This window comes from Dactylosporangium sp. NBC_01737 (assembly GCF_035963215.1).
Lineage (GTDB): Bacteria > Actinomycetota > Actinomycetes > Mycobacteriales > Micromonosporaceae > Dactylosporangium.
Window position 1 is genome coordinate 9,843,719 of the sequence record NZ_CP109153.1, and the last position, 20,121, is coordinate 9,863,839.

Here is a 20,121-nt window from a genome sequence, read left to right on the forward strand (position 1 = left end):
CCGAATCGTCACGTTGCGGCCCGTTCACCGGTCGCTGTCACCCTCTCACTCACCCCGTCGCTCCGCTGGTTCCGTGGCGGCCGGCTACCTGGCGGCGGCCAGCGCCATGGCGAGGGCGCCGACGAGCGGGGCGTCGTCGACGAACGTGGCGGTCATCAGCTCGGGCGGGAACGGCACCGAGCGGCGCAGCGCCGCCGCGACCGGCGGGAGGATGTCGTGGGCGGAGCCCATCAGGCCGCCGCCGATGACGACGCGCTGCGGGTCGAGGGTGATGCAGAGGTTCGCGATCGTCCGGGACAGCGTGTCCATCGCGTCGTCGAGCAGCGCGGCGATGCCGGGCTCGGCGCGCAGGCCGAACAGTTCGGCCGCGGTCACCTCGCGGCCCAGCAGGGCAGAACCGCGGCGGGCCAGGGCGCTGCCGGAGACGGCCTCCTCAAGGGGGGCGTGGCCGTCGGCGAAGGCCGGGTCGGCGGAGGAGTCGCGGAGGTAGCCGATCTCACCCGCCGCGCCGTGGGCGCCGGGCAGCACCCGGCCGCCGGCCACCAGGGCGGCGGCGAGACCGGTGCCCACGTTGACGTACAGGCCGACGTCGACGCCGCGGAGGGCGCCCCACCGCAGTTCGGCGGCGGCGCCGGCGTTGACGTCGTTGTCGATCGCGACGGGGGTGTCACCGAACTCGGCGCGCAGCAGCGGCGGCAGGGCCATGCCGTCCCAGCCGGGCACGTTCGGGGCCAGCCGGATCACGTCGTCGCGGACCACGCCGAAGGTCGAGACGCCGACCGCCGCCGGGGCGCTGATCAGTTCCCGGGCGGCGGTGAGGGTGCGCTCGAGCACGCGCAGCGCGCCCTGGGAGCCGTCGGTGGGCAGGCGCATCGTGGTGTGCGGGCGGCCGTCGAGCGCGTCGACGGCCGCCGTTCCCAGCGCGACCTTGGTGCCACCGAAGTCGATTGCCAGTACGTGTCGCGTCACCTGGGCTGGCCCCGTCGGGCGAGCGAGTCGATCGCCACGGCGATGGCGAGCACCACGGCCGTGACCATGTACCGCACCGAGGAGTCGACGCTGAGCAGCAGCATGCCGTTCGTGATCGACTGGATCACCAGAATGCCCAGCAGCGCGGCGTAGGCGCGGCCCCGGCCACCGAACAGTGACGTGCCGCCGATGACCGCCGCGGCGATGGCCATGAGCAGGGTGTCGCTGCCGCCGGAGCTCTGGTTGACCGCGGCGAGCCGGCTGGCCGCGAGGACTCCGCCGAACGCGGCCAGGGTGGACCCGGCCACGAAGGCGAGGATGCGGATCCGGGTGATGTTGATGCCGGCCCGCCGTGCCGCCTCGGCGTTGCCGCCGACCGCGTACATGTGGCGGCCGAAGACGGTGTGCTGCAGCGTCAGGTCGAGGCACACGACGAGCGTGCCGAAGATGACCAGCAGCAGCGGCACCCCGCGGTCGGCGGACAGCACGAGCACCGCGGCGGCGAGGATGCCGGCGAGACCGGCGAGCCGGAACAGGAACCCGGGACCGGAGGTGACCGGCAGGTCGGCCGCGCGGCGCAGCCTCCGGTTGATCAGCGAGCCGGCGCTGCGCCCGGCGACGATGAGCGCGGCGAGCAGCCAGCCCGCCCACACCGGCAGCCAGGTGTCGCTCAGCCGGGCGAGGAGTCCCTCGAACGGCAGGTTGATCGTCCCGCCGCGGCCCAGCAGGTACAGCATCAGCCCTTGCCAGCCGATGAGGCCGGCGAGCGTGACGACGAAGGATGGCATCCCCAGTTTGGTGAACATCCAGCCGTGCAGCAGGCCGATCAGCGCGGCGCAGGCGAGCGCCGCGGCCACCGCGAGCAGCGGGTTCCAGCCGTGGTGCACGGACAGGATCGTCATGACGACCGCGCAGAGCCCGCTCACCGAGCCGGCGGACAGGTCGATCTCGCCGAGCAGGATCACCATGATGATGCCGAGTGAGATGGTGCCGGTGGCTGCCATCTGCAGGGCCAGATTGGTGAGGTTCTCCGGGGACAGGAAGTGCTCGTTGAGGGACCCGAACACGACCGCGATTACGATCAGGCCGCCGACGACCGGCCACGCGCCGAGGTCGGTGCGGCCCGCCGCCCGCAGCGGTTCGAAGCGGCCCTGCAGCAGCGGCTTCACGCCGTACCTCCGGTGATGGCGGCGACGACGGCCTCCGGCGTGGCTTCCGCGGTGCTGAACTCGCCCGCGTTGCGGCCCAGGCGCAGCACCACGATGCGGTCGCTGACCGCGCGGACGTCGGCCAGGTTGTGGGAGATGACCAGCACCGCCAGGCCCCGGTCGCGCAGGCGGCGGATCAGGCCGAGCACCTGCGCGGTCTGTTCGACGCCGAGTGCGGCGGTCGGCTCGTCGAGGATCACGACCCGCGGTTCGCCGATGAGTGCCCGGGCGATGGCGACGGACTGTCGCTGGCCGCCGGAGAGCATGGCGACCGGTACCCGGATGTCACGGATGCGCACGTCCAGGGAGGACAGCAGGTCCCGTGCGGAGCGCTCCATCCGGATGTGGTTGAGGACCGTCCAGCGGCGCCGCTCGGCGCCCAGGAAGAGGTTGCTGACGACGTCGAGGTTCTCGCAGAGCGCGAGGTCCTGGTGGACGGTCGACACGCCGAGGTGCTGGGCGTCGTGCGGGCTTGCGATCCGGACCTGGTGGCCGTCCTGCTCGATCGTGCCGTCGTCCGCGGTGACGACGCCGGACAGGACCTTGACGAGGGTCGACTTGCCGGCGCCGTTGTCGCCCACCAGTGCGACCACCTCGCCGGGCGGCAGGTCCAGGCTCACCCCGTCCAGAGCCTGGACCGCGCCGTAGCGTTTGCTGATGTTCGAAGCGGCGAGCACTACTGGATTCCCGCCTTGGCGCACGCCGGGACGACCGGTCCGGTGCAGATCTCCGCGGCCTTGTAGAAGCCGTCCTTGATGATGGTGTCCTTGATCCGGTCCGCGGTGACCGCGATCGGGTCGAGCAGGAACGCCGGGATGTCCGCCGTGCCGTTGGCGACCTTCGTCGGTGCGGCCGGCTTCTCGCCCTTGGCCAGTGCGACCGCCAGTTCCGCGGCCTTCTCCGCCTCCTGGCGGATGTCGAGGTAGATGGTCATGTACTGCTCGCCGGTCAGGATCCGTTGCACCGCCGCGAGTTCCGCGTCCTGGCCGGTGATCGGCGGCAGGGCCGGGTAGCCGGCCCGCTTCATCGCCGCGATCGCGCCGCCGGCCATGCCGTCGTTGGCGGACAGCACCCCGACGATCGTGTCCCGGCCGAGCGCGGTGATGGCCTGCTCCATTTCCTGCTGGGCCTTGTCCGGGCTCCAGTCGGGCGTGTCGAACTCGCGGCCGATCTGGACCTTGCCGTCGAGGACCTTGTGCGCGCCGGTCTTGTAGTCGGCCGAGCTGGGGTCGGTCGGCGCGCCGTTGAGCATGACGATCTTGCCCTTGTCGGTCGTCCCGGCCTTGGTGAGGGCGTCCAGCAGGGCCTGGCCCTGCATCTCGCCGACCCGGACGTTGTTGAAGGAGACGTAGTACTCGTAGGTGATCTCGGAGATCAGCCGGTCGTAGGCGATGACCGGGACCTTCTTCTGCTTGGCCTGGTTCACCAGCGACGCGACGGCGCTGGCGTCGACCGCGTCGAGCACCAGCACGTCGGCGCCCTGGGCCAGGGCGGCCTCCACCTGCTGCTGTTGCTTGGCGGCGTCCTGGTCGGCGTTGGCGTAGAGCACCTTGCAGTCGGCGCACAGCGCCTTCACCTTGGCCTCGAACAGCGGCCGGTCGAACGCCTCGTACCGGGTCGTCTTGGACTCCGGCAGGAACAACGCGATCGTCGGCGCGTCCCCGCCGCCCTGCTTGTCACCGGTGCTGCCGCCGCACCCGCTGACGAGGGTGACCGCGGCGGTCATGACTGCGACGAACCATCTGGCTCTCACGGAGGCACCTTTCCTCGGAGGGTTCTGCGTGCATGGTCGGCCATCCCCGCGACGCTTGGCAAGGTCCTTTACGAAATTGATAAAGGACCTTTCCGAGAGGATGTGGCACGCTGTTCTCCGTGCAGACCACCAACACCGCCAGCACGACCAGCGTGCTGCGGGTGATGAACGAGCGGGCCGTCTTCGCCGAGACCTTCCGGCTGGGCACGGTGTCCCGCCCGGAGCTGGCCCAGCAGACCGGGCTGTCCAAACCGACCGTGGCCATGGCACTCACCAACCTCGAACGCGCCGGGCTGCTGCGGCAGGCCGGGTCACGGGCGGGCGCAGCCGGACGGTCGGCGGTCCTGTACGAGGTACGCCCCGAGGCCGGCTGGGTGTTCGCGGTCGACGTCGGCCGCTCCTACGTCCGCGTCGGCCTCGCCGACCTGGTCGGCACGATCGTCGCGCGCAAGGACGAGCCGTCGCACGGCACCCGCGCCCGCGACCTCGTCGCGCAGCTCACCCGTCTCGCCGAGGAGCTCGCCGCCACGGCCGGCATCACGCGTGACGACATCACCCTCGCCGTCTTCGGTACCCCCGGCATCCACGACAAGGCGACCGGCGCCCTGCACCTCGCGCCGAACCTGCCCGGCTGGGAGCGTCGCGGCAGCGTCGAACGCCTCGCGGGCATCGCCGGCGCGACCTACCTGGTGGAGAACGACGTCGACCTGGCGGCCGTCGGCGAGGCCACCTACGGGCTCGGCCGGGGCATCCGGCACTTCGTCTACGTCTCCATCGGGACCGGCACCGGCATGGGCATCATGATCGACGGCAAGCTGTACCGCGGGTTCCGCGGCGCGGCCGGTGAGATCGGCTACCTGCCGGTCGGCGAGGGCGACCCCCTGCTGGACGAGCCCGCCGCGCGCCCCCGCGGCATGTTCGAGTCGGTGGCCTCCGCCGACGGCATCGTCGCCACGGCCCAGCGACTGGGCCTGCACGACGCGGCCACCGCCAAGGACGTCTTCGACGCCGCCCGCACCGGCGACGAGACCGCCCGGCTGGCCGTGTCCCGCGAGGTCGACCACGTCAGCCACGCGCTCGCCGGCATCACCGCGGTGCTCGATCCGGAACTGGTGGTGCTCGGCGGCGGCGTCGGCAGCCAGCCCGGCGACCTGCTCACCGGCCCGGTGACCCAGCGGCTGCGCAACCTCGTCGCGCTGCGCCCGCCCCGCATCGAGGTCTCCACGCTCGGCACCGACGCCGTGCTGCTCGGCGCGCTCGCCGTCGGCCTGACCGAGGCACGCACCCTCATCCTCGACCGCGCGGCGCCCGGCCGGTGACCTCAGCCGACCTCGATGTAGTCGAGGTTGGCCGGACCGTTGGCCGTGGTGGCGGTGACCCGGATCGTATTGCTGCCGGCGGTGAGGTTCACCGCGAGCGTGACGCTCGCCCAGGTGTCCCAGTCGTTCGTGCTGGTGAACGCCTGCCCGGCGGCCACCACCGTGCCGTTGACCGCCACACTGGCCGGCCGGTTGGTGGCCGTGCCGTTGGAGTAGCGGACCGTCAGCGTGGCCGGGCCCGGCGCCGCCGCGTTCACGGTCCACTGCACATAGGAGCCGCTGACGTTGTCGCAGTTGACGAAGCCGGTACCGCTGAAATTGCGGTGGTTGGACTCGACCGCGCCCTGCGAGACGGTCGCGCCTTCGGCCTCGAACCGCGTGCGGGCGGGGCCGCCGCCGGCCGGGACGGTCTGCGTCGCGACGTTCCAGCCGGCGATCCGCACGCTCGGGGCGGCACCGTGCAGGTCGGCGGTGCGGTACGTCGCGGTCAGGGTCGTGGACTCCCCTGGCCAGAGGCTGACCGCGTTGTCGTTCCACGTGATCGGCAGTACCGGCGCGGCGCCCGCCCCCAGCACGTGCGCGTCGAGGTAGAACGCCGGGACCTTGCCGGTGCCGGTGTTGCGCAGCGTCACCGCGGTGGTGGTCGTGCCGTCGGCGCCGGCGGTGCTCGCCGCGCTCGCCGACACGGGTGCGGTGGCCATGCCGGACAGGCCCTTCAGGTTGGCGTAGGAGGAGGTCGGCGCGTAGTACCAGGTGTTGCGCGAGTAGTCGATGACGTCGCCGGCCGTGGACAGCCAGTACACGTTGCGGCTGACCTCCTGCCCGGCCGGGTTCGTGAGCGTCAGCTTCACCAGGTAGGTGCTGGACAGCCCGCTGATCGACGGGATGGTCACCGCGGTGGTGCTCCCGCCGTCACCCGCGACGGACAGGCCGGTGGCGGTGTTGGTGTACAGCTGCGTGCCGTCCAGGTTGTAGACGGCGGTGCGAGCGGTCAGCCCGCCGGCCGCGGCGGGGCGCGCGTTCACCACGACGACGGACCTGGTGTCGTAGGAGTACTGGATGTGCAGCGGCTCGTTGGCCTTCTTCGCGCCGTAGTAGGCGCCGTTCTGGTCCAGGTACCGGTCGAACAGCTGCCAGTGCAGCGACGTCCAGCCGCTGTTGAGCATCCAGTAGATCACGCCGGTCGACGGGTTCGTGCCGTCCTTGAAGTTGCGCCCGTACGACTCGAACTGTGCGCGCACGTTTTCGTACTGCTGCAACTGCGCCTTGCGCACGTAGTCCTCGAGGCTCGTCGCGGCGCCGTACCGGCCGATCATGGCGTTGTTGAAGATGCCCAGGTTGTTGAAGGTGCCCGACGGCGAGCGGTGGTACTGCGTCGATGCCGGGCTCTGCCACAGCGTGTCGAGCTCACCGGCCGACATCATCCGGCGCAGCGTGTCGAGCGTCGGGACGTCCGGCCCCGCACTGGTCTCGGAGTTGAAGCCGAACGCGCCGCCCTCACGCTTGGTGTACCAGTAGTTCGGCGGGACCCAGTCGTACGGCCCGGTCATCTTCATGCCGGACGAGCCGAGCATCGGCGAGGACTTGTCCGAGGCCGCCGCGATGACCGGGGTGGGCCAGTCGGCGGCGCGCAGCGCGTCCACGTAGTTCTGCTCGACGGTCGCCGACGGCGCGAAGTCGCTGCCGATCAGGAACGAGATGACGCTCGGGTGGTTGCGCAGCCGGGCGGCCTCGGCGGCCATCGAGGCCTTGGCGACGACGAAGTCGGCGCTGCCCCACGCGTCGCCGGGCTCGCCGCCGTTGGCGTTGCCCTCCCACTTGTTGCAGCACTCCCAGCCGGGCAGGGTCAGCACCCCGAGCCGGTCGGTCATCTCGAAGAACTCGTCGGGCTCCAGGTGGCCTTCGAGGCGGATCGTGTTGAGGCCCAGGTCTAGCGTGTACCGGATCCTGTCCTCGACGGAGGTGGGATCCCAGCGCAGGAACAGGTCCGGGGACCATCCGCCGCCCTTGATCAGCAGCGGGCGGCCGTTGATGCGGTACGCGCGGTGCCCGCTCGCATCGAGCGTGGCCGTGACGGTCCGCACGCCGAACCGCTCGTGCGTGGTGTCGGTGACGGTGCCGCCGGCGGTGGCGCTGAGGTCGAGGTCGTAGAGCGGCTGGGCACCCATCCCGGCGGGCCACCAGACCTGCGGGGCGGCGAGCGTGACCGCGCCGACGGTGACGGTCTTCGTCTCGCGCGCGGCCAGCGACACGCTCGTGGCGATGGTGACGCCGGCAACCTGCCCGGCGATCGTGGCGGTCACCGCGGCGGCGGTGTCGTTGCGGGCGTCGACCTTCGCCGTCAGGGTCGCCTGGTCCAGTGCGCCGGTGAGCGTGGTCAGCACGTGCCCGCCCCGCAGTGACACGCCGCCGTTGCGGCGGATGAGCACGTCACGGAAGATCCCCATGTTGCGGTCCGGCGGGTTCTGCACCCAGTCGATCCAGCCGACGGTGAGATCGCGGTTGGCGTCGTTCGGATAGATCTTGAACGCGACCGCGTTGGTCCCGGCCTGCACCAGCGCCGTCACGTCCACCTCGTGGTGGGTATAGGCGCCGGCGACCTGCGCGCTGCCGGCGACCTGCGTGCCGTTGACGAACACGTCGGCCTTGGAGATGACGCCGCTGAAGTCGAGGAACGTCCGGACGCCGGGCGCGTCGGCGACGGAGAACTCGGACCGGTACCACCACGGCACGGTGAAGTCGCCCGCCGGGATGTTCCGCATGTTCGTCGAGTAGAACGGGTCGGCGTACCGGCTGTTCTGCAGCAGGGCCGCCAGCACGGTCGACCTCGGTGCGGCCGGGAACCAGCCGGCCGCGGCGTAGCCGGGCCGCGAGACGGTCGCGCCGGTGTCGCTCGTGGCCGCCGTCGACTGGACCTGGTACCCGGCGAGCGGGACGGCGGCACCGACGGCGGTCGCCGTGACACCGGTCGCGGCCGGGACGGCCGCGGCGGTCGAGGCGGTCGATGGGCCGGTCAGCGCGGTGGCGACGAGCACGGTCGCGAGTAACCGCACGGGCCAGCGGGGTGTCGTCTGCATGCGTCCGCCCTCGGTCAACAATTGTTAGTCACCTTGACTGACTGACGCTGGTCGATGCTAGCCATCCATCTGGTCGGCGGTCAAGGATGTGGATTGACACCCATGGAAGCTTGACACGTCGTTCGGGCGGTGGTCCCATCTCCTACAACTGTCAGGCAACTTGCCTAACAGTTGCTTCGGGAGGAACGATGCGACTGAACAGACGGCGCGCGGGCCTGACGGCGCTCGCGGTCAGCGTCGGGGCGGCGCTCACGCCGCTCGTACTGCAGGTCCCGTCCGCCGAGGCCGCCACGACGGCCTATCAGGCGGAGAGCGCCACCGTTTCCCAAGGCGTGGTGGAGTCCAACCACGCCGGCTACACCGGCACCGGGTTCGTCAACTACGACAACGTCAGCGGCTCCTCCGTGCAGTGGACGGTGAACGCCGCGGCCGCCGGCACGGCCACCCTCACCGTCCGGTTCGCCAACGGCACCACCACCAACCGGCCGATGACGATCGCCGTCAACGGCACGACCGCCGCCTCCGCGGTGGCGTTCAACGGCACCGGCAGCTGGGACGCCTGGCAGGACGTCACCGTCGCCGTCACGTTGAACGCGGGCGCCAACACCGTGCGGGCCACCGCCACCACCGCCAACGGCGGACCCAACGTGGACAAGCTCACGGTCTCCGACGGCGGCGGTACCGGCGGGCCGAGCATGGCCGTCGCGCCGTACGAGTACTTCGGCTGGGGCAACCCGCAGAGCCCGACGTCGGTCATGTCGGCAACCGGCATCAAGTACTTCACGCTGGCGTTCATGCTCTCCGACGGCGGGTGCAACCCGCTGTGGGACGGCTCCCGCCCGCTCACCGGCGGCGACGACCAGGCGAAGATCAACGCCATCCGCGGCGCCGGCGGCGACGTCATCGTCTCCTTCGGCGGCTGGAGCGGCAACAAGCTCGGCGAGAAGTGCACGTCGGCGTCGGCGCTGGCCGGCGCGTACCAGAAGGTCATCAACGCCTACCACCTCAAGGCCATCGACATCGACATCGAGGACACCGAGTTCTCCAACGCCACGGTGCGGCAGCGGGTCATCAGCGCGCTGAAGACCGTCAAGGCGAACAACCCCGGCATCAAGACGTTCATCACGTTCGGCACGACGCCGACCGGGCCGGACTCCGCCGGCATCGACCTCATCAACAAGGGCGCGGCGACCGGACTCGACAACGACGGCTGGACCATCATGCCGTTCGACTTCGGCGGGCACACCGGCACGATGGGTGCGGCCTCGGTCAGCGCCGCCGACGGGCTGAAGAACGCCGTCAAGAGCGCCTACGGCTACAGCGACACCGTGGCCTACACGAGGATCGGCATCTCGTCGATGAACGGCAAGACCGATGAGAGCGACGAGACCGTCACGCTCGCCGACTTCCAGACCATCCTGGCCTACGCGCAGCAGCATCACCTGGCCCGCCTGACCTTCTGGTCGATCAACCGCGACCGGGCCTGCGGCAGCGGCAGCGACGCCGACTCGTGCAGCGGCGTGTCCCAGGCGGCCTATGCCTACACCAAGATCCTCGTCCAGTACACCGGCTGACCCGGGAGCACACATGAGAGCACACCTGAGACTGCGGCACGTCGCGGCGCCGCTCATGGCGCTCGGGGTGGTGGCGGCGCTGACCCCGCTCGCCTCCCCCGCCGCGGCGGCCACGACCCGCTACGAGGCGGAGTCGGCCACCATCTCACAGGGCGTCGTGGAGTCCAACCACGCCGGCTACAGCGGCACCGGATTCGTCAACTACGACAACGTCAGCGGCTCCTCCGTGCAATGGACGGTGACCGCGCCGTCGGCGGGCGCCGCCACGATCGTCCTGCGGTACTCCAACGGCACCACCACCGGCAGGCCGATGGACATCGCCGTCAACGGCACGGTGGTCGCCGCGGCGGCGTCGTTCGGCAGCACGACGAACTGGGACACCTGGCAGAGCAAGACACTCACGGCGAACCTCAACGCCGGCACCAACACGATCCGCGCCACCGCCACCACCGCCAACGGCGGGCCGAACGTCGACTGGCTCAGCGTCGACGCGGGCACCACCGTCCCGCCGACCGGACCGGCGGTCCCCTTCGGCAGCCACCTGTTCCCCTACGCGGCCGGCACGCTGCGCCCCAGCGGCGCACAGTCCACTGTGGACCAGGCGGTCGTCACGTACTACAACAAGTGGAAGGCCGCCTTCGTCAAGCAGAACTGCGGCAACGGCTGGTACCAGATCATCTCGCCGGACGCCGACCACCCCTACGTCGCCGAGGCGCAGGGCTACGGCATGGTCGTGCTCGCCACGATGGCCGGCGCCGACCCGGGAGCGAAGACCGCCTTCGACGGCCTGGTGAAGTACATGCTCGCCCACCCATCGGTGAACAACCCGGACCTGCTCGCGGCCGAGCAGGACACCGCGTGCCGCAGCGTCAACGGCTCCGACTCGGCCACCGACGGCGACATGGACGTGGCGTTCGGCCTGTTGCTGGCCGACAAGCAGTGGGGCAGCGCCGGCACGTACAACTACAAGCAGCTGGCAGTCCGGCACATCAACGCCATCAAGGCCAGCGAGGTCAACCCGACCACGCACCTGCTGCTGCTCGGCGACTGGAGCACCCCGGGCGACAGCCTCTACTGGACCGCCCGCCCGTCCGACTTCATGATCGACCACTTCCGCGCGTTCCGGTCGGCGACGGGTGACACCGCCTGGGACACGATCCGCACCGCACACCAGAACCTCATCACCAACCTGCAGACCCAGTACGCGCCGAGCACCGGCCTGCTGCCCGACTTCGTGGTGAACACGAACACCACCCCGAAGCCGGCGCCCGGAGAGGTACTGGAGGACCCCAACGACGGCAAGTACTTCTGGAACTCCTGCCGCACACCGTGGCGCATCGGCACCGACGCGGTCACCAGCGGCAACGCCGCGTCGCTCGCCTCGGCCCGCAAGCTCAACACGTGGGTGAAGACCAAGACCGGCAGCAACCCGAACAGCATCGCGGTCGGCTACTCACTCAGCGGCAGCGCGATCTCCTCAGGCAGCGAGCCGGCGTTCTTCGCGCCGTTCGCGGTCGCCGCGCTGACCGACCCGGGCAGCCAGGCGTGGCTCGACGCCCTGTGGACCAAGATGCTCAACACCTCGTTCACCAGCAGCGACTACTACTCCACCAGCATCCAGCTGCAGGTGATGATCGTCGCCAGCGGCAACTACTGGGTCCCCTGACCCCGGCCGTGACCACCGGGCCCGGCGTCCACCATGGACGCCGGGCCCGCGTCGTGTTTCTCGAACCCCGGGCAACACCGCACCGGGGTCGGGCGGGCGACCACGTCGTGATCACCGGGCGCAGCGCCGAGCGGGCCGCCGACGTGGCGGAGGAGCTGTCCAGGGACGTGCCGGGAACCGTCACCGGGCCGGCGCTCGACCTGACCCGCCCCGGCGAGATCGCCGACATGCTGGCCCCGATCGAGCGGGTCGACCGCCTCGCCGTCGTGGGCATGGTCCGGCACCGTGACACTGAGCGGGCGTCTCGGTTCCATGCACGACATCGTCGACGGCTGCCTCTTCCTGCTGGAGAACCCGATGGCCAACGGCATCGAGAAGGCTGAACCTCGTGACCAGCAGGTTCGCGCAGTGGACGTCGGACGTGCATGACGATGGCATCGTTCTGGTCGCTGGTCGAGACGGGCCGAGGGGCACCCGGTCGCCGCACACCACCGCCGGGTCGGTCACGGGCCGGCCGCCGGTGGGACGGGGTCCGGGCGCACCATCGCAGGTCCCGCGTCGTGCGACCACTCCAGCAGCATCAGCGTGACGTCGTCCGTCGGAGGGCCGTCGTAGAGCGCCAGCGCGGCATGACACAGCCGCCGCAGCGTCTCCGGCGCCGGCAGTTGCCCGGCGTCGCGCTCGACGAGGTCGACGAGCCCTTCGGCGGTGAGCAGCCCGCCACGGTGATCCCGGGTCTCGGTGACGCCGTCGGTGTACAGCAACAGCCGGTCGCCGCGTTCCAGGGTCTCCTCGGCGACGTCGATCTGCGGGTCGTCCAGGCCGAGCGGCATGCGCCTGCCACCCTCGAGACCGCGCACCACCTTGCCGTGCCGGATCAGCAGCGGCATCGGATGGCCGGCGTTGATGTAGCGCAACCGGCCCGTGTCCAGGTCCAGCTCGCCGAGCACGGCGGTGGTGAACCGCAGCTCGGGCAGGTGCGCCTCCAGCGCCCGGTCCGCGGCGCGGGCCATCGCGTACAGCCCGTTGCCGGCTCGCCTGGCCGCCCGGATCGCGGACATCACCACGGCGGTGCCCAGGCCGGCACGCAGGTGGTGACCGGCCGTGTCGAAGATCGAGAAGTACAGCGACCGACCGCCCACCGCGTAGTCGAACCCGTCGCCGCCGACCTCGTAACAGGGTTCGAGGATCGCTGAGACGACCGCCCGCTCGCAGGCGAAGGTCAGCGGCGGCAGCAGCCGCCACACCAGCTCGGACGCCTCCGACATCCGTCGGGTTCGGCGGACCTGCAGCAGCGCGTCGCCGTAGGGCACCTTCGTCGCCACCAGGTGCCCGACGAGCTGGCCGAACAGATCACATCCCGACAGCAGCCCGGGGTCGTCCAGGGCCGCCTCGCCGTGCACGACGAACTCCAGCACCCCCAGCCGCTCGGTGCCGTCCAGCAGCGGCAGCCACAACCGGCGCTGCCCGTCCGCCGTGGACGGCAACGGCTGCACCGTCATGAAGACCCGGCCGGCCACCGTGGACTCCACGGCGAGCGGTTCCGGAGCCTCCCGCGGCGGTCGCGGCACGGGACGCAGCACCCGTTGTTCCTGATCGACGAGGTACATCCACACGTCCAGCCGCAGCAGCGCGGCTGCGGCCGCCACCGCGGCCGCGAGCTCGTCCGGTTGCGCGAGCCTGGTCCGTTGCAGCAGGTCCGCCACAGCGGTGCGCCACGGCCTGCCACCATCAGGTGCCCCGGTGGTGACGTCACTGAGCGGTTTCACTGCCCGGAGCCGGGCTCGGCCATCTTGCGGTGCATCCCGGCCAGGGGACGACCGATGGTCGGTGTGCTCATGATGCCGCGTTCCTTTCCGTGGGGTGACCGGGCCTTTCCGTGGGGTGACCGGGCCGGCACGGCCGGCCGTTTCGGCCGCCGCGACGTCGGGGTCATGCGCAACGGCTACCCGCGCGGGCCACCCGAAAACACACCCGCGGCCGCTTGCACGGGAGCACAGACGAGGGGCATCGTGTTTTCCCGCGCGGACAGCGGGTAGGCCTCGCGCATGACCACCGACACGAACTATGACGTCATCCTGGTTGGCGGACCTCGGGACGGGGCGGTCGTGCACTCCGTCGGCTCGGCGGTCGTCGAGCTGGAGATCGACGCCTTCATCCACAGGTACGTGCTGACCAACCGGCACACAGAGCACGACGGCTCCTCGTACACCGTCTTCAACTACGACGGCATGATCGACCCGAAAGGCGCGACGCCGGGCGCGGAGACCCCCGACGGCGGCAGCCACGACCCGATGGACGTCGACGAGCAGTAGCGGCCGCCGGGGCCGCTACCTCACGCCTGACACGACCGTCAGGTCGACGGTCTCGCCGCGTGCCATCGCGCGCACGGGCAGGCCGTCGGACAGGCGCAGGAAGTTCGCCAGCGGGTCCCGCTGGACCGGGTACTCGTCGTGGTGGATCGGCAGGATGCTGCGCGGGCGGACGAGTCGCGACAGCGCGGCCCCGTCGCGGCCGTCCATGGTCAGCAGCACGCCGAGGATCCGGGTGCCGCCGAGGTGGACCAGCGCGGCGTCGATGTCGCCGAAGCGCTCCGGGATCTCGCCGAGCACCTCCGGGCGGAACAGCGTGTCGCCGGTGATGTACAGCCGCAGGCGGCGGTGACCGTCCCGTTCCCAGTCGATGACGGTCCCCATCGTCTCCGGCAACGCCCGGTACACCAGCGCCGGTCCGTGCTGCGCCGGCACGGCGGTGATCCGCACCGTCTCACCACCGCGCCGCCACACCACGTTCTGCCAGGTGGACAGGCCGACGGTCTCGTTGAAGCGCCACTTGCGCAGCCTGCGCCCGGCCGATCGGGTGGTCACGAAGGGCATGTCACGCGGCAACCCGCGACGGGCGACCCGGTCGAAGTGGTCACCGTGCAGATGGGACAGGACCACACCGTCCAGCGGTGGCAGCTGCTGCGGCGTCAGGGCCGGATCGGTGCGCCGCTTCGACCACATGCCGTGGCCGAGGTAGGCGCGCTGCCCGGCGTGCAGGAAGTTGGGGTCCGTCAGCAGCGTGAACGCGCCGAGCCGGAGCAGGACCGTGGCATTGCCGATGAAGGTCGCCGCGGCGTCCACGGCCGGGTCCGGGACGTTGTCAGTGCGCATGACCCTCCGCTACCCCGCCCGCCACGGGTGACACGCCGAGGTTGCCCTGCCGTCGTGCGGCGCGTGGCCGCCGGTACCACTCCAGCGCCAGCAGCACGAGCAGCACCACGTCGACCAGGTCACCGCCGTAATACATGAGCATCGCCCCGTGCTCGGCGTCGACGGCGCTGACCCCGGCCGGTGGGTGTGCGTAGAGGAACTTGGCCAGGATGCCGTGCGCCGCCGTGAACGCGACGAGCGCCGCCGCCCGCACGGGCAGCGGGGCGCGGTGCGGCATCGGGTCGGGCCCGACCAGTGCCACCGTGAGCAGGCAACCGGCGAGGAACACGTGCGCCTGGACGAGCTGGTGCACGGCCGGGTCCGCGCTCGCGAGCCGGAACAGCGGCGTTGCGTACAACAGCCACAGGCCACCCACGTCCAGGAGCACGACCGTGACCGGATGCGTCAGCAGCACGACCGGTGCGCTGCGCAGGACCCGCGACACCCGCCGGGCCGCGCCGGCCGGCAGTCCGCGCAGCAGCAGCGTCACCGGCGCGGCGGCACACACCAGCAGCGGTGCCAGCATGCCGAGCAGCAGATGTCCCACGCTGTGCCCGACGAAGCCGCCGCCGGCAGGCGGTCCGAGGACTGCCGAACCGGCGGCGGCCAGTCCCGCGAACCAGCTCGCCGTGCGCCACCACGGCCATGGCCTGCGCCGCCGCGGCAGGCACACGAGACCGGTGTACCCGCTGAGCCCGGCGAGCAGCAGCAGGCCAGGCAGTGCGACGTTGTGATGCTCATGCATGGCCGGGCCACACCTGCGGCGCCGGGCGGCGCAGCAGCAGCAGCCCGGCGGCGAGCATGCAGACGGCGAGGACGTTCCACACCCAGTCGTAGAGCGCGACGTCGGTGACGTAGCGGATCTGGTGCAGCCGCAGCAGCTTGTGCTGGACCGTGCCGTCGTAGAGCTGGAACCCGCCGGCGCCCAGGAGCAGACCCGCCCACCACCGCGCCGGCCACACCCCCTCGCGGCGGCGCAGGTCGGCGAAGAGGAACAGCCCGGCGACCGTCGCGAACCAGCCGAAGGCGTGGAACACGCCGTCGGAGACCAGGCCGGCGGCCGGGGTCGACCGATCGTAGAAGTGGTGCCAGTGCAGCAGCTGATGGAACACCGTCTCGTCGACGAACGCCGCGAGCCCGACGCCGAGCAGCGCCCCGGAGACGATGTTCCTCCCGCTGGTCACGGTGTGAATACGGTGCGCACGCAGCCGTCGGACTTGTCCTTGAAGATGTCGTACCCGCGCTGACCCTCCTCCAGCGTCATCGTGTGGGTCGCGAGGTGCTCCGTCACGAGGTCACCGCGGGCCATCCGCTCCAGCAGCATCGGGATGTACCGCTGCCCGTGCATCTGCGCCCCGCGCAGTGTGAGGCCCTTGTTCATCACCGCGCCGAGTGGGAACTTGTCGACCGCGCCGGCGAACACACCGAGCACGAAGACGCTGCCGCCCTTGCGGCAGTTGTAGATTGCGGAGCGCAACGCGGCGGTACGGCCGGTCTCCAGCCGCAGCTGCTGCTTGACCATGTCGTAGGCGCCCTGCGGCCCGGCGGCGTGGGCCTCCATGCCGACCGCCTCGATGCACACGTCGGGTCCCCGCCCGCCGGTGCGCTCCAGCAGTTCCGCGCCGACGTCGTCGCGCTCGTAGTTGAGGGTCTCGGCGCCGACGTGCTGCGCAGCCATCGCCAGCCGGTAGCCGAACCTGTCGATGCAGATGACCCGCTCCGCGCCCAGCAGGATCGCCGCGCGGGCCGCCATCTGCCCTACCGCGCCGGCGCCCCAGACCGCGACGACGTCACCGGGCTGCACGCCGCCGAGGTCGGCGCCCATCCAGCCGGTCGACGCGGAGTCCGACGCGAACAGGGCCCGTTCGTCGCTGACCCCGTCGGGCACGGTGAACGCGCCGACGTCGGCGAACGGCACCCGCACGTACTCGGCGTGGCTGCCGGCGAAGCCGCCCATGGCGTGGGAGTAGCCGAAGCAGCCACCCGGTGCGGCGCCCCACAGCTGCTCGGTGATCGCCGGGTTGGTGTTGCCGTTGTCGCACAGCGAGAACTCCTGGCGCCGGCAGTACCAGCACTGCCCGCACGAGATGAACGACGACACCACGACCCGGTCCCCCACCGCATGCTTACGCACCCCGGCGCCGACCTCGACGACCTCGCCGAGGAACTCGTGGCCGAGCACGTCACCCTCGCGCATGAACGGGATGTACCCGCCGAGCAGGTGCAGGTCGGAGCCGCAGGTGGCGGTCCGCCGGACCTCGACGATCACGTCGCCGCTGTTGCGGATCTGCGGGTCGGGGACGTGCTCGACCGCGACCTTGTTGACGCCTTCCCAGCACAGTGCCTTCACAGCCGGCCCTCCTCATGTCCGTGGCGCGTCGCGTACGCCAGCGGGGCGCCGGTCAGCGTCGGGTGGGTGGTGGCGGGTGCATCGGGCAGCAGTACCTCGCCGACCTCCGCCAGCGACCGGGCCTCCCGCAGTGCCCGCCGGATGGACCGGACCGGGTCATCGTCGTCGCGCAGCTTCCTGACGAGCTTGGCCGCCCCCGCCGGTGGCGGCTGCACCATCCGCACCGCCAGCTCGGTGCCGCGATCCCCCGGGGCGGGCCGGATCCGGATCTCGACCGGGAATCCGAGCTCGTCCAGCGGCGGCGGCGTCGGAGCGAGCTGCCCAGGCGAGCAGTTGACGGTCACGCTGTGCCACCGGTCCCCGCCGTCGTCGCGCGCCGTGGACGGGGTGTGGCGCACCAGCCGCCGGCCGAGCATCACCCCCGCCCCTCCGGCGGCCACAGCGGTGAGGCTCTGCATCGTGCGGTTCATCGCACCTCCAGGCGTCGATGGTTCGGATGCGGTACGCCTACCCACAGATTGCGTGTCGATGCATCGGTCATGATGCAGCTGAGGACCCGGTCGCCGCCGGTGCGCGCATCACGGGCGGTGCCGAGCGCCCTCACGGAACGAGGATGATCTTGCCGCGGGTGCGGCCGTCCTCCGCGTCGCGGTGCACCGAAGGCAGGTCCGTGAACCTGCGCGTCGCTGCGATGTCGACCCGGACCGTGCCTGCGTCGATGAGCTCGACCAGTGCGGCGAGGTGGCGGGTGTCGTTGCGGGCCACGAAGTGCACGGCGGACACCTGGGATCCGGCGGGTGCCGTGATCGGGACGGTGACGGACACGACGATGCCGCCCGGGCGGATCAGTGGCAGCAGGGTTGCGGCCTGCTCGGCGCTCATCGGCACGAGGTTGAGGATCGCGTCGACGGGTCCGTCGAGGGCATCGGCGAGCGGTGTCGCCGTGTAGTCGACGATCTCGTCGGCGCCGTGACGGCGGACCACGTCGGTGCTGCGTGGGCCGGCGGTGGCGATCACATGTGCGCCGGCCAGCTTCGCAAGCTGCACGGCGAAGCCGCCGACACCACCACCCGCGCCGTTGACCAGCACCCGCTGCCCGGCGGCGACGTGCGCGTGCTCGACCACCGCCTGCCAGGCGGTGAGGCCCGCGACCGGGATGGCGGCGGCATGAGCGAGCGGGATGGCGCCCGGCGCCGTGACGAGCGTGGCGGCGTCGGTGGTGACGTACTCGGCCGCGGCACCGCCGATCCGGCCGATGACCGGGTCGCCGGCGGCGAGGGTGTGCACACCCCGCCCGACGTCGACGACCGTGCCGGCGACGTCCCCGCCGAGGGTGTGCGGCAGGTCCAACGCAACGACCGAACGCAGCAGCCCGCGGCGCAGCCCGACGTCGGATGGGTTGAACGAGGTCGCGGCGACCTCGATCAGCACTTCACCGGGCCCGGGCTGCGGACGGGGGATGTCGTCGTCGCGGATGACGGACGCTTCGCCGTACTGATGGATTCGCATGGCTCTCACACAGACGAAACTACGGCGGCCGCAGGAGACGAACCATGCGCGACGGTCCCTCGTTCATACTCGATCGTCTCCGCCGCGATACGGTGGCCGTGTGGATGTACTCAGCGACGTGATCGCGGTCATGCGGACCGGCCGGCCACGCTCCGCGCGGGTGGCGTGGCACGCGCCGTGGGCGCAGCAGTTCGCATCGGTGCCCGGAGCGGCCGGATTTCAGGTCGTCCTGCAGGGGCCGTGCTGGCTCATCCTGCCAGGCACCGACCCGATGCCGCTGGCAGCCGGGGACGTGGTGTTCCGGCCGCACGGACGCGGGCACACCCTCGCTGACAGCCCATCGACCCGGCCCACCGCACCCGCGTGCGACCCGAACGATCCGCAGGTGCTGCAGCGTTACGCCACCGGCACCGTCGGGATGCCGACGGGCACCGACGCGCCGGTCACCGTGACACTCTGCGGCGCCTACGAAATCGATCCGGCCCGGGTCCATCCGTTGGTGCAGGACCTGCCAGAACTCATCCACCTCCCGGCGCACCTCGGCAGGCATCCCGGGCTGCGCGCCACCGTTGACCTGCTCGCCACGGAGCTGGAACGGCCCCGCCTCGGCACGGACGCCATCGTTCCCGCACTGCTCGACACGCTGCTGCTGCACATCCTGCGCTCCTGGCTCGACCAGCAGCCCGCCCCCGCCGCCGGCTCCGGCTGGGCAGCGGCGCTCAAGGACCCGGTTGCCACCGCCGCGCTGCAGGCCATGCATCAGGACCCAGCCCGGCCGTGGACCGTCGCGACCCTCGCCGAGCAGGCCGGGTTGTCCCGGGCGCCGTTCGCCCGCCGCTTCACCATGCTGCTCGGCCAGCCGCCGCTGACCTACCTCACCTGGTGGCGGATGACCACCGCCGCTCGGCTGCTCCACGAGTCCGACGCGCCGCTGAGCGTCATTGCCGCCAAGGTCGGCTACACCTCGGAGTTCGCCTTCGCCAATGCGTTCAAACGCCAGCACGGCACCGCACCCGGCAGGTACCGCCGCACCGGATAGCGCCCGACCGCTCCCGGCGGTCGAACGACACGGTCGCGCGGTCGCTGTCGACCGTTGTCAGCGATCGCGGACGGGCACGAGCGCGTGGCGGGCGACGAACGGCGGCGAGCCGAAGCAGTGATAGGCGACCCTTTCGGACCGGCCCAGCCACCACGGTGCCACCTCGGTGGCACACAGCGGGCACCACCAGGCCGGCGGGGAGTTCACGCGCGAGGCGTCGAGGTCCGAACTGGTCGCCGGGTCGGGATGCCGCAGTGCCGTGCTCGTCATGCCGGCCAGCTACCCTGACGCCGCGACACAAACCGGACGCACCTCGGCGCTCGCACCGGCACGGTGGCGGAGCCGACGGGACGGGCTCCTGGCCGCCGGAAGTGTGGGAACCTTCCGTGCCAGGAGCCCGTCGCCGTGAACCTCTGCGTTGCCGTTCGAGGATGCAGATCGGTTGTGGATCAGGACCGCAGGA

General features: G+C 71.3%; 19 protein-coding genes. 6 read left to right on the top strand and 13 right to left on the bottom strand.

The window, feature by feature from the left end:
• Window positions 1-84: 84 nt before the first annotated feature.
• From OHA72_RS45155 to OHA72_RS45170, 4 genes are read right to left on the bottom strand one after another with little or no spacing between them, the layout of a single operon-like run.
• On the bottom strand, window positions 85-969 hold the full coding sequence (locus OHA72_RS45155) for an ROK family protein (RefSeq protein ID WP_327002264.1): 885 nt from the start codon (window positions 967-969) through the stop codon (window positions 85-87).
• Entirely contained in the window at window positions 966-2,138 is a 1,173-nt protein-coding gene (locus tag OHA72_RS45160; RefSeq protein WP_327002265.1) for a sugar ABC transporter permease, read from the bottom strand. The genes OHA72_RS45155 and OHA72_RS45160 overlap by 4 nt, the downstream gene beginning before the upstream one ends.
• Entirely contained in the window at window positions 2,135-2,854 is a 720-nt protein-coding gene (locus tag OHA72_RS45165) for an ATP-binding cassette domain-containing protein (RefSeq protein WP_327002266.1), read from the bottom strand. Before OHA72_RS45165 ends, OHA72_RS45160 begins: the two co-directional genes overlap by 4 nt.
• The gene (locus OHA72_RS45170) at window positions 2,854-3,930 is read right to left on the bottom strand and encodes a sugar ABC transporter substrate-binding protein (RefSeq protein WP_327002267.1); all 1,077 of its coding nucleotides are present in this window, start codon (window positions 3,928-3,930) and stop codon (window positions 2,854-2,856) included. Before OHA72_RS45170 ends, OHA72_RS45165 begins: the two co-directional genes overlap by 1 nt.
• A 119-nt stretch (window positions 3,931-4,049) precedes the next feature.
• Between OHA72_RS45170 and OHA72_RS45175 the strand changes: the two genes are divergently transcribed.
• Window positions 4,050-5,249, top strand: coding sequence for an ROK family transcriptional regulator (locus OHA72_RS45175; protein WP_327002268.1), 1,200 nt, complete (start codon window positions 4,050-4,052; stop codon window positions 5,247-5,249).
• A 2-nt stretch (window positions 5,250-5,251) separates the two neighbouring features.
• Here OHA72_RS45175 and OHA72_RS45180 read toward each other — a convergent pair whose 3' ends face one another.
• Window positions 5,252-8,326, bottom strand: coding sequence for a glycosyl hydrolase 2 galactose-binding domain-containing protein (locus OHA72_RS45180; RefSeq protein ID WP_327002269.1), 3,075 nt, complete (start codon window positions 8,324-8,326; stop codon window positions 5,252-5,254).
• A gap of 188 nt (window positions 8,327-8,514) precedes the next feature.
• On the opposite strand from OHA72_RS45180, the gene OHA72_RS45185 reads away from it, so the two are divergent.
• The 3 genes from OHA72_RS45185 to OHA72_RS45195 all read left to right on the top strand — a co-directional run bounded on the left by OHA72_RS45185 (window position 8,515) and on the right by OHA72_RS45195 (window position 11,995).
• A complete protein-coding gene (locus tag OHA72_RS45185; protein ID WP_327002270.1) occupies window positions 8,515-9,900 on the top strand; it encodes a carbohydrate-binding protein in 1,386 nt (461 codons plus the stop codon).
• Window positions 9,901-9,913: 13 nt separating this feature from the next.
• A complete protein-coding gene (locus OHA72_RS45190; RefSeq protein WP_327002271.1) occupies window positions 9,914-11,566 on the top strand; it encodes a glycosyl hydrolase family 8 in 1,653 nt (550 codons plus the stop codon).
• A gap of 285 nt (window positions 11,567-11,851) precedes the next feature.
• Complete coding sequence (locus OHA72_RS45195) at window positions 11,852-11,995, top strand: hypothetical protein (RefSeq protein WP_327002272.1); 144 nt, start codon at window positions 11,852-11,854, stop codon at window positions 11,993-11,995.
• Window positions 11,996-12,069: 74 nt separating this feature from the next.
• Here the strand turns inward: OHA72_RS45195 and OHA72_RS45200 are convergent, their stop codons facing one another.
• On the bottom strand, window positions 12,070-13,335 hold the full coding sequence (locus tag OHA72_RS45200) for a PP2C family protein-serine/threonine phosphatase (RefSeq protein ID WP_327002273.1): 1,266 nt from the start codon (window positions 13,333-13,335) through the stop codon (window positions 12,070-12,072).
• A gap of 279 nt (window positions 13,336-13,614) precedes the next feature.
• Here OHA72_RS45200 and OHA72_RS45205 point away from each other — a divergent pair, with 279 nt between their 5' ends.
• Entirely contained in the window at window positions 13,615-13,881 is a 267-nt protein-coding gene (locus OHA72_RS45205) for a hypothetical protein (protein WP_327002274.1), read from the top strand.
• 15 nt (window positions 13,882-13,896) lie between these two features.
• Here the strand turns inward: OHA72_RS45205 and OHA72_RS45210 are convergent, their stop codons facing one another.
• From OHA72_RS45210 to OHA72_RS45235, 6 genes are all read right to left on the bottom strand, one after another.
• On the bottom strand, window positions 13,897-14,721 hold the full coding sequence (locus OHA72_RS45210) for an MBL fold metallo-hydrolase (protein WP_327002275.1): 825 nt from the start codon (window positions 14,719-14,721) through the stop codon (window positions 13,897-13,899).
• A complete protein-coding gene (locus OHA72_RS45215) occupies window positions 14,711-15,505 on the bottom strand; it encodes a cytochrome c oxidase assembly protein (RefSeq protein WP_327002276.1) in 795 nt (264 codons plus the stop codon). The genes OHA72_RS45210 and OHA72_RS45215 overlap by 11 nt, the downstream gene beginning before the upstream one ends.
• Window positions 15,498-15,944, bottom strand: coding sequence for a DUF2243 domain-containing protein (locus tag OHA72_RS45220; protein WP_327002277.1), 447 nt, complete (start codon window positions 15,942-15,944; stop codon window positions 15,498-15,500). The genes OHA72_RS45215 and OHA72_RS45220 overlap by 8 nt, the downstream gene beginning before the upstream one ends.
• Window positions 15,941-17,110, bottom strand: coding sequence for a zinc-dependent alcohol dehydrogenase (locus tag OHA72_RS45225; protein ID WP_327002278.1), 1,170 nt, complete (start codon window positions 17,108-17,110; stop codon window positions 15,941-15,943). The genes OHA72_RS45220 and OHA72_RS45225 overlap by 4 nt, the downstream gene beginning before the upstream one ends.
• Window positions 17,107-17,580: a hypothetical protein gene (locus tag OHA72_RS45230; protein WP_327002279.1), complete on the bottom strand. Its 474-nt coding sequence runs from the start codon at window positions 17,578-17,580 to the stop codon at window positions 17,107-17,109. Before OHA72_RS45230 ends, OHA72_RS45225 begins: the two co-directional genes overlap by 4 nt.
• A 130-nt stretch (window positions 17,581-17,710) precedes the next feature.
• Window positions 17,711-18,619: an NADP-dependent oxidoreductase gene (locus tag OHA72_RS45235; protein ID WP_327002280.1), complete on the bottom strand. Its 909-nt coding sequence runs from the start codon at window positions 18,617-18,619 to the stop codon at window positions 17,711-17,713.
• Between the two features lie 100 nt (window positions 18,620-18,719).
• Between OHA72_RS45235 and OHA72_RS45240 the strand changes: the two genes are divergently transcribed.
• Window positions 18,720-19,658, top strand: coding sequence for an AraC family transcriptional regulator (locus OHA72_RS45240; RefSeq protein WP_327002281.1), 939 nt, complete (start codon window positions 18,720-18,722; stop codon window positions 19,656-19,658).
• Window positions 19,659-19,715: 57 nt separating this feature from the next.
• Here the strand turns inward: OHA72_RS45240 and OHA72_RS45245 are convergent, their stop codons facing one another.
• Entirely contained in the window at window positions 19,716-19,928 is a 213-nt protein-coding gene (locus tag OHA72_RS45245; RefSeq protein ID WP_327002282.1) for a hypothetical protein, read from the bottom strand.
• Between the last annotated feature and the right edge of the window lie 193 nt (window positions 19,929-20,121).

Bases quoted from the DNA above. Each gene is read 5' to 3' on its own strand.
- OHA72_RS45190 (WP_327002271.1), top strand. From the start codon at position 9,914: ATGAGAGCACACCTGAGACTGCGGCACGTCGCGGCGCCGCTCATGGCG.
- OHA72_RS45180 (WP_327002269.1), bottom strand. From the start codon at position 8,326: ATGCAGACGACACCCCGCTGGCCCGTGCGGTTACTCGCGACCGTGCTC.
- OHA72_RS45210 (WP_327002275.1), bottom strand. From the start codon at position 14,721: ATGCGCACTGACAACGTCCCGGACCCGGCCGTGGACGCCGCGGCGACC.
- OHA72_RS45230 (WP_327002279.1), bottom strand. From the start codon at position 17,580: ATGAACCGCACGATGCAGAGCCTCACCGCTGTGGCCGCCGGAGGGGCG.
- OHA72_RS45215 (WP_327002276.1), bottom strand. From the start codon at position 15,505: ATGCATGAGCATCACAACGTCGCACTGCCTGGCCTGCTGCTGCTCGCC.
- OHA72_RS45245 (WP_327002282.1), bottom strand. From the start codon at position 19,928: ATGACGAGCACGGCACTGCGGCATCCCGACCCGGCGACCAGTTCGGAC.
- OHA72_RS45205 (WP_327002274.1), top strand. From the start codon at position 13,615: ATGACCACCGACACGAACTATGACGTCATCCTGGTTGGCGGACCTCGG.
- OHA72_RS45235 (WP_327002280.1), bottom strand. From the start codon at position 18,619: ATGCGAATCCATCAGTACGGCGAAGCGTCCGTCATCCGCGACGACGAC.
- OHA72_RS45185 (WP_327002270.1), top strand. From the start codon at position 8,515: ATGCGACTGAACAGACGGCGCGCGGGCCTGACGGCGCTCGCGGTCAGC.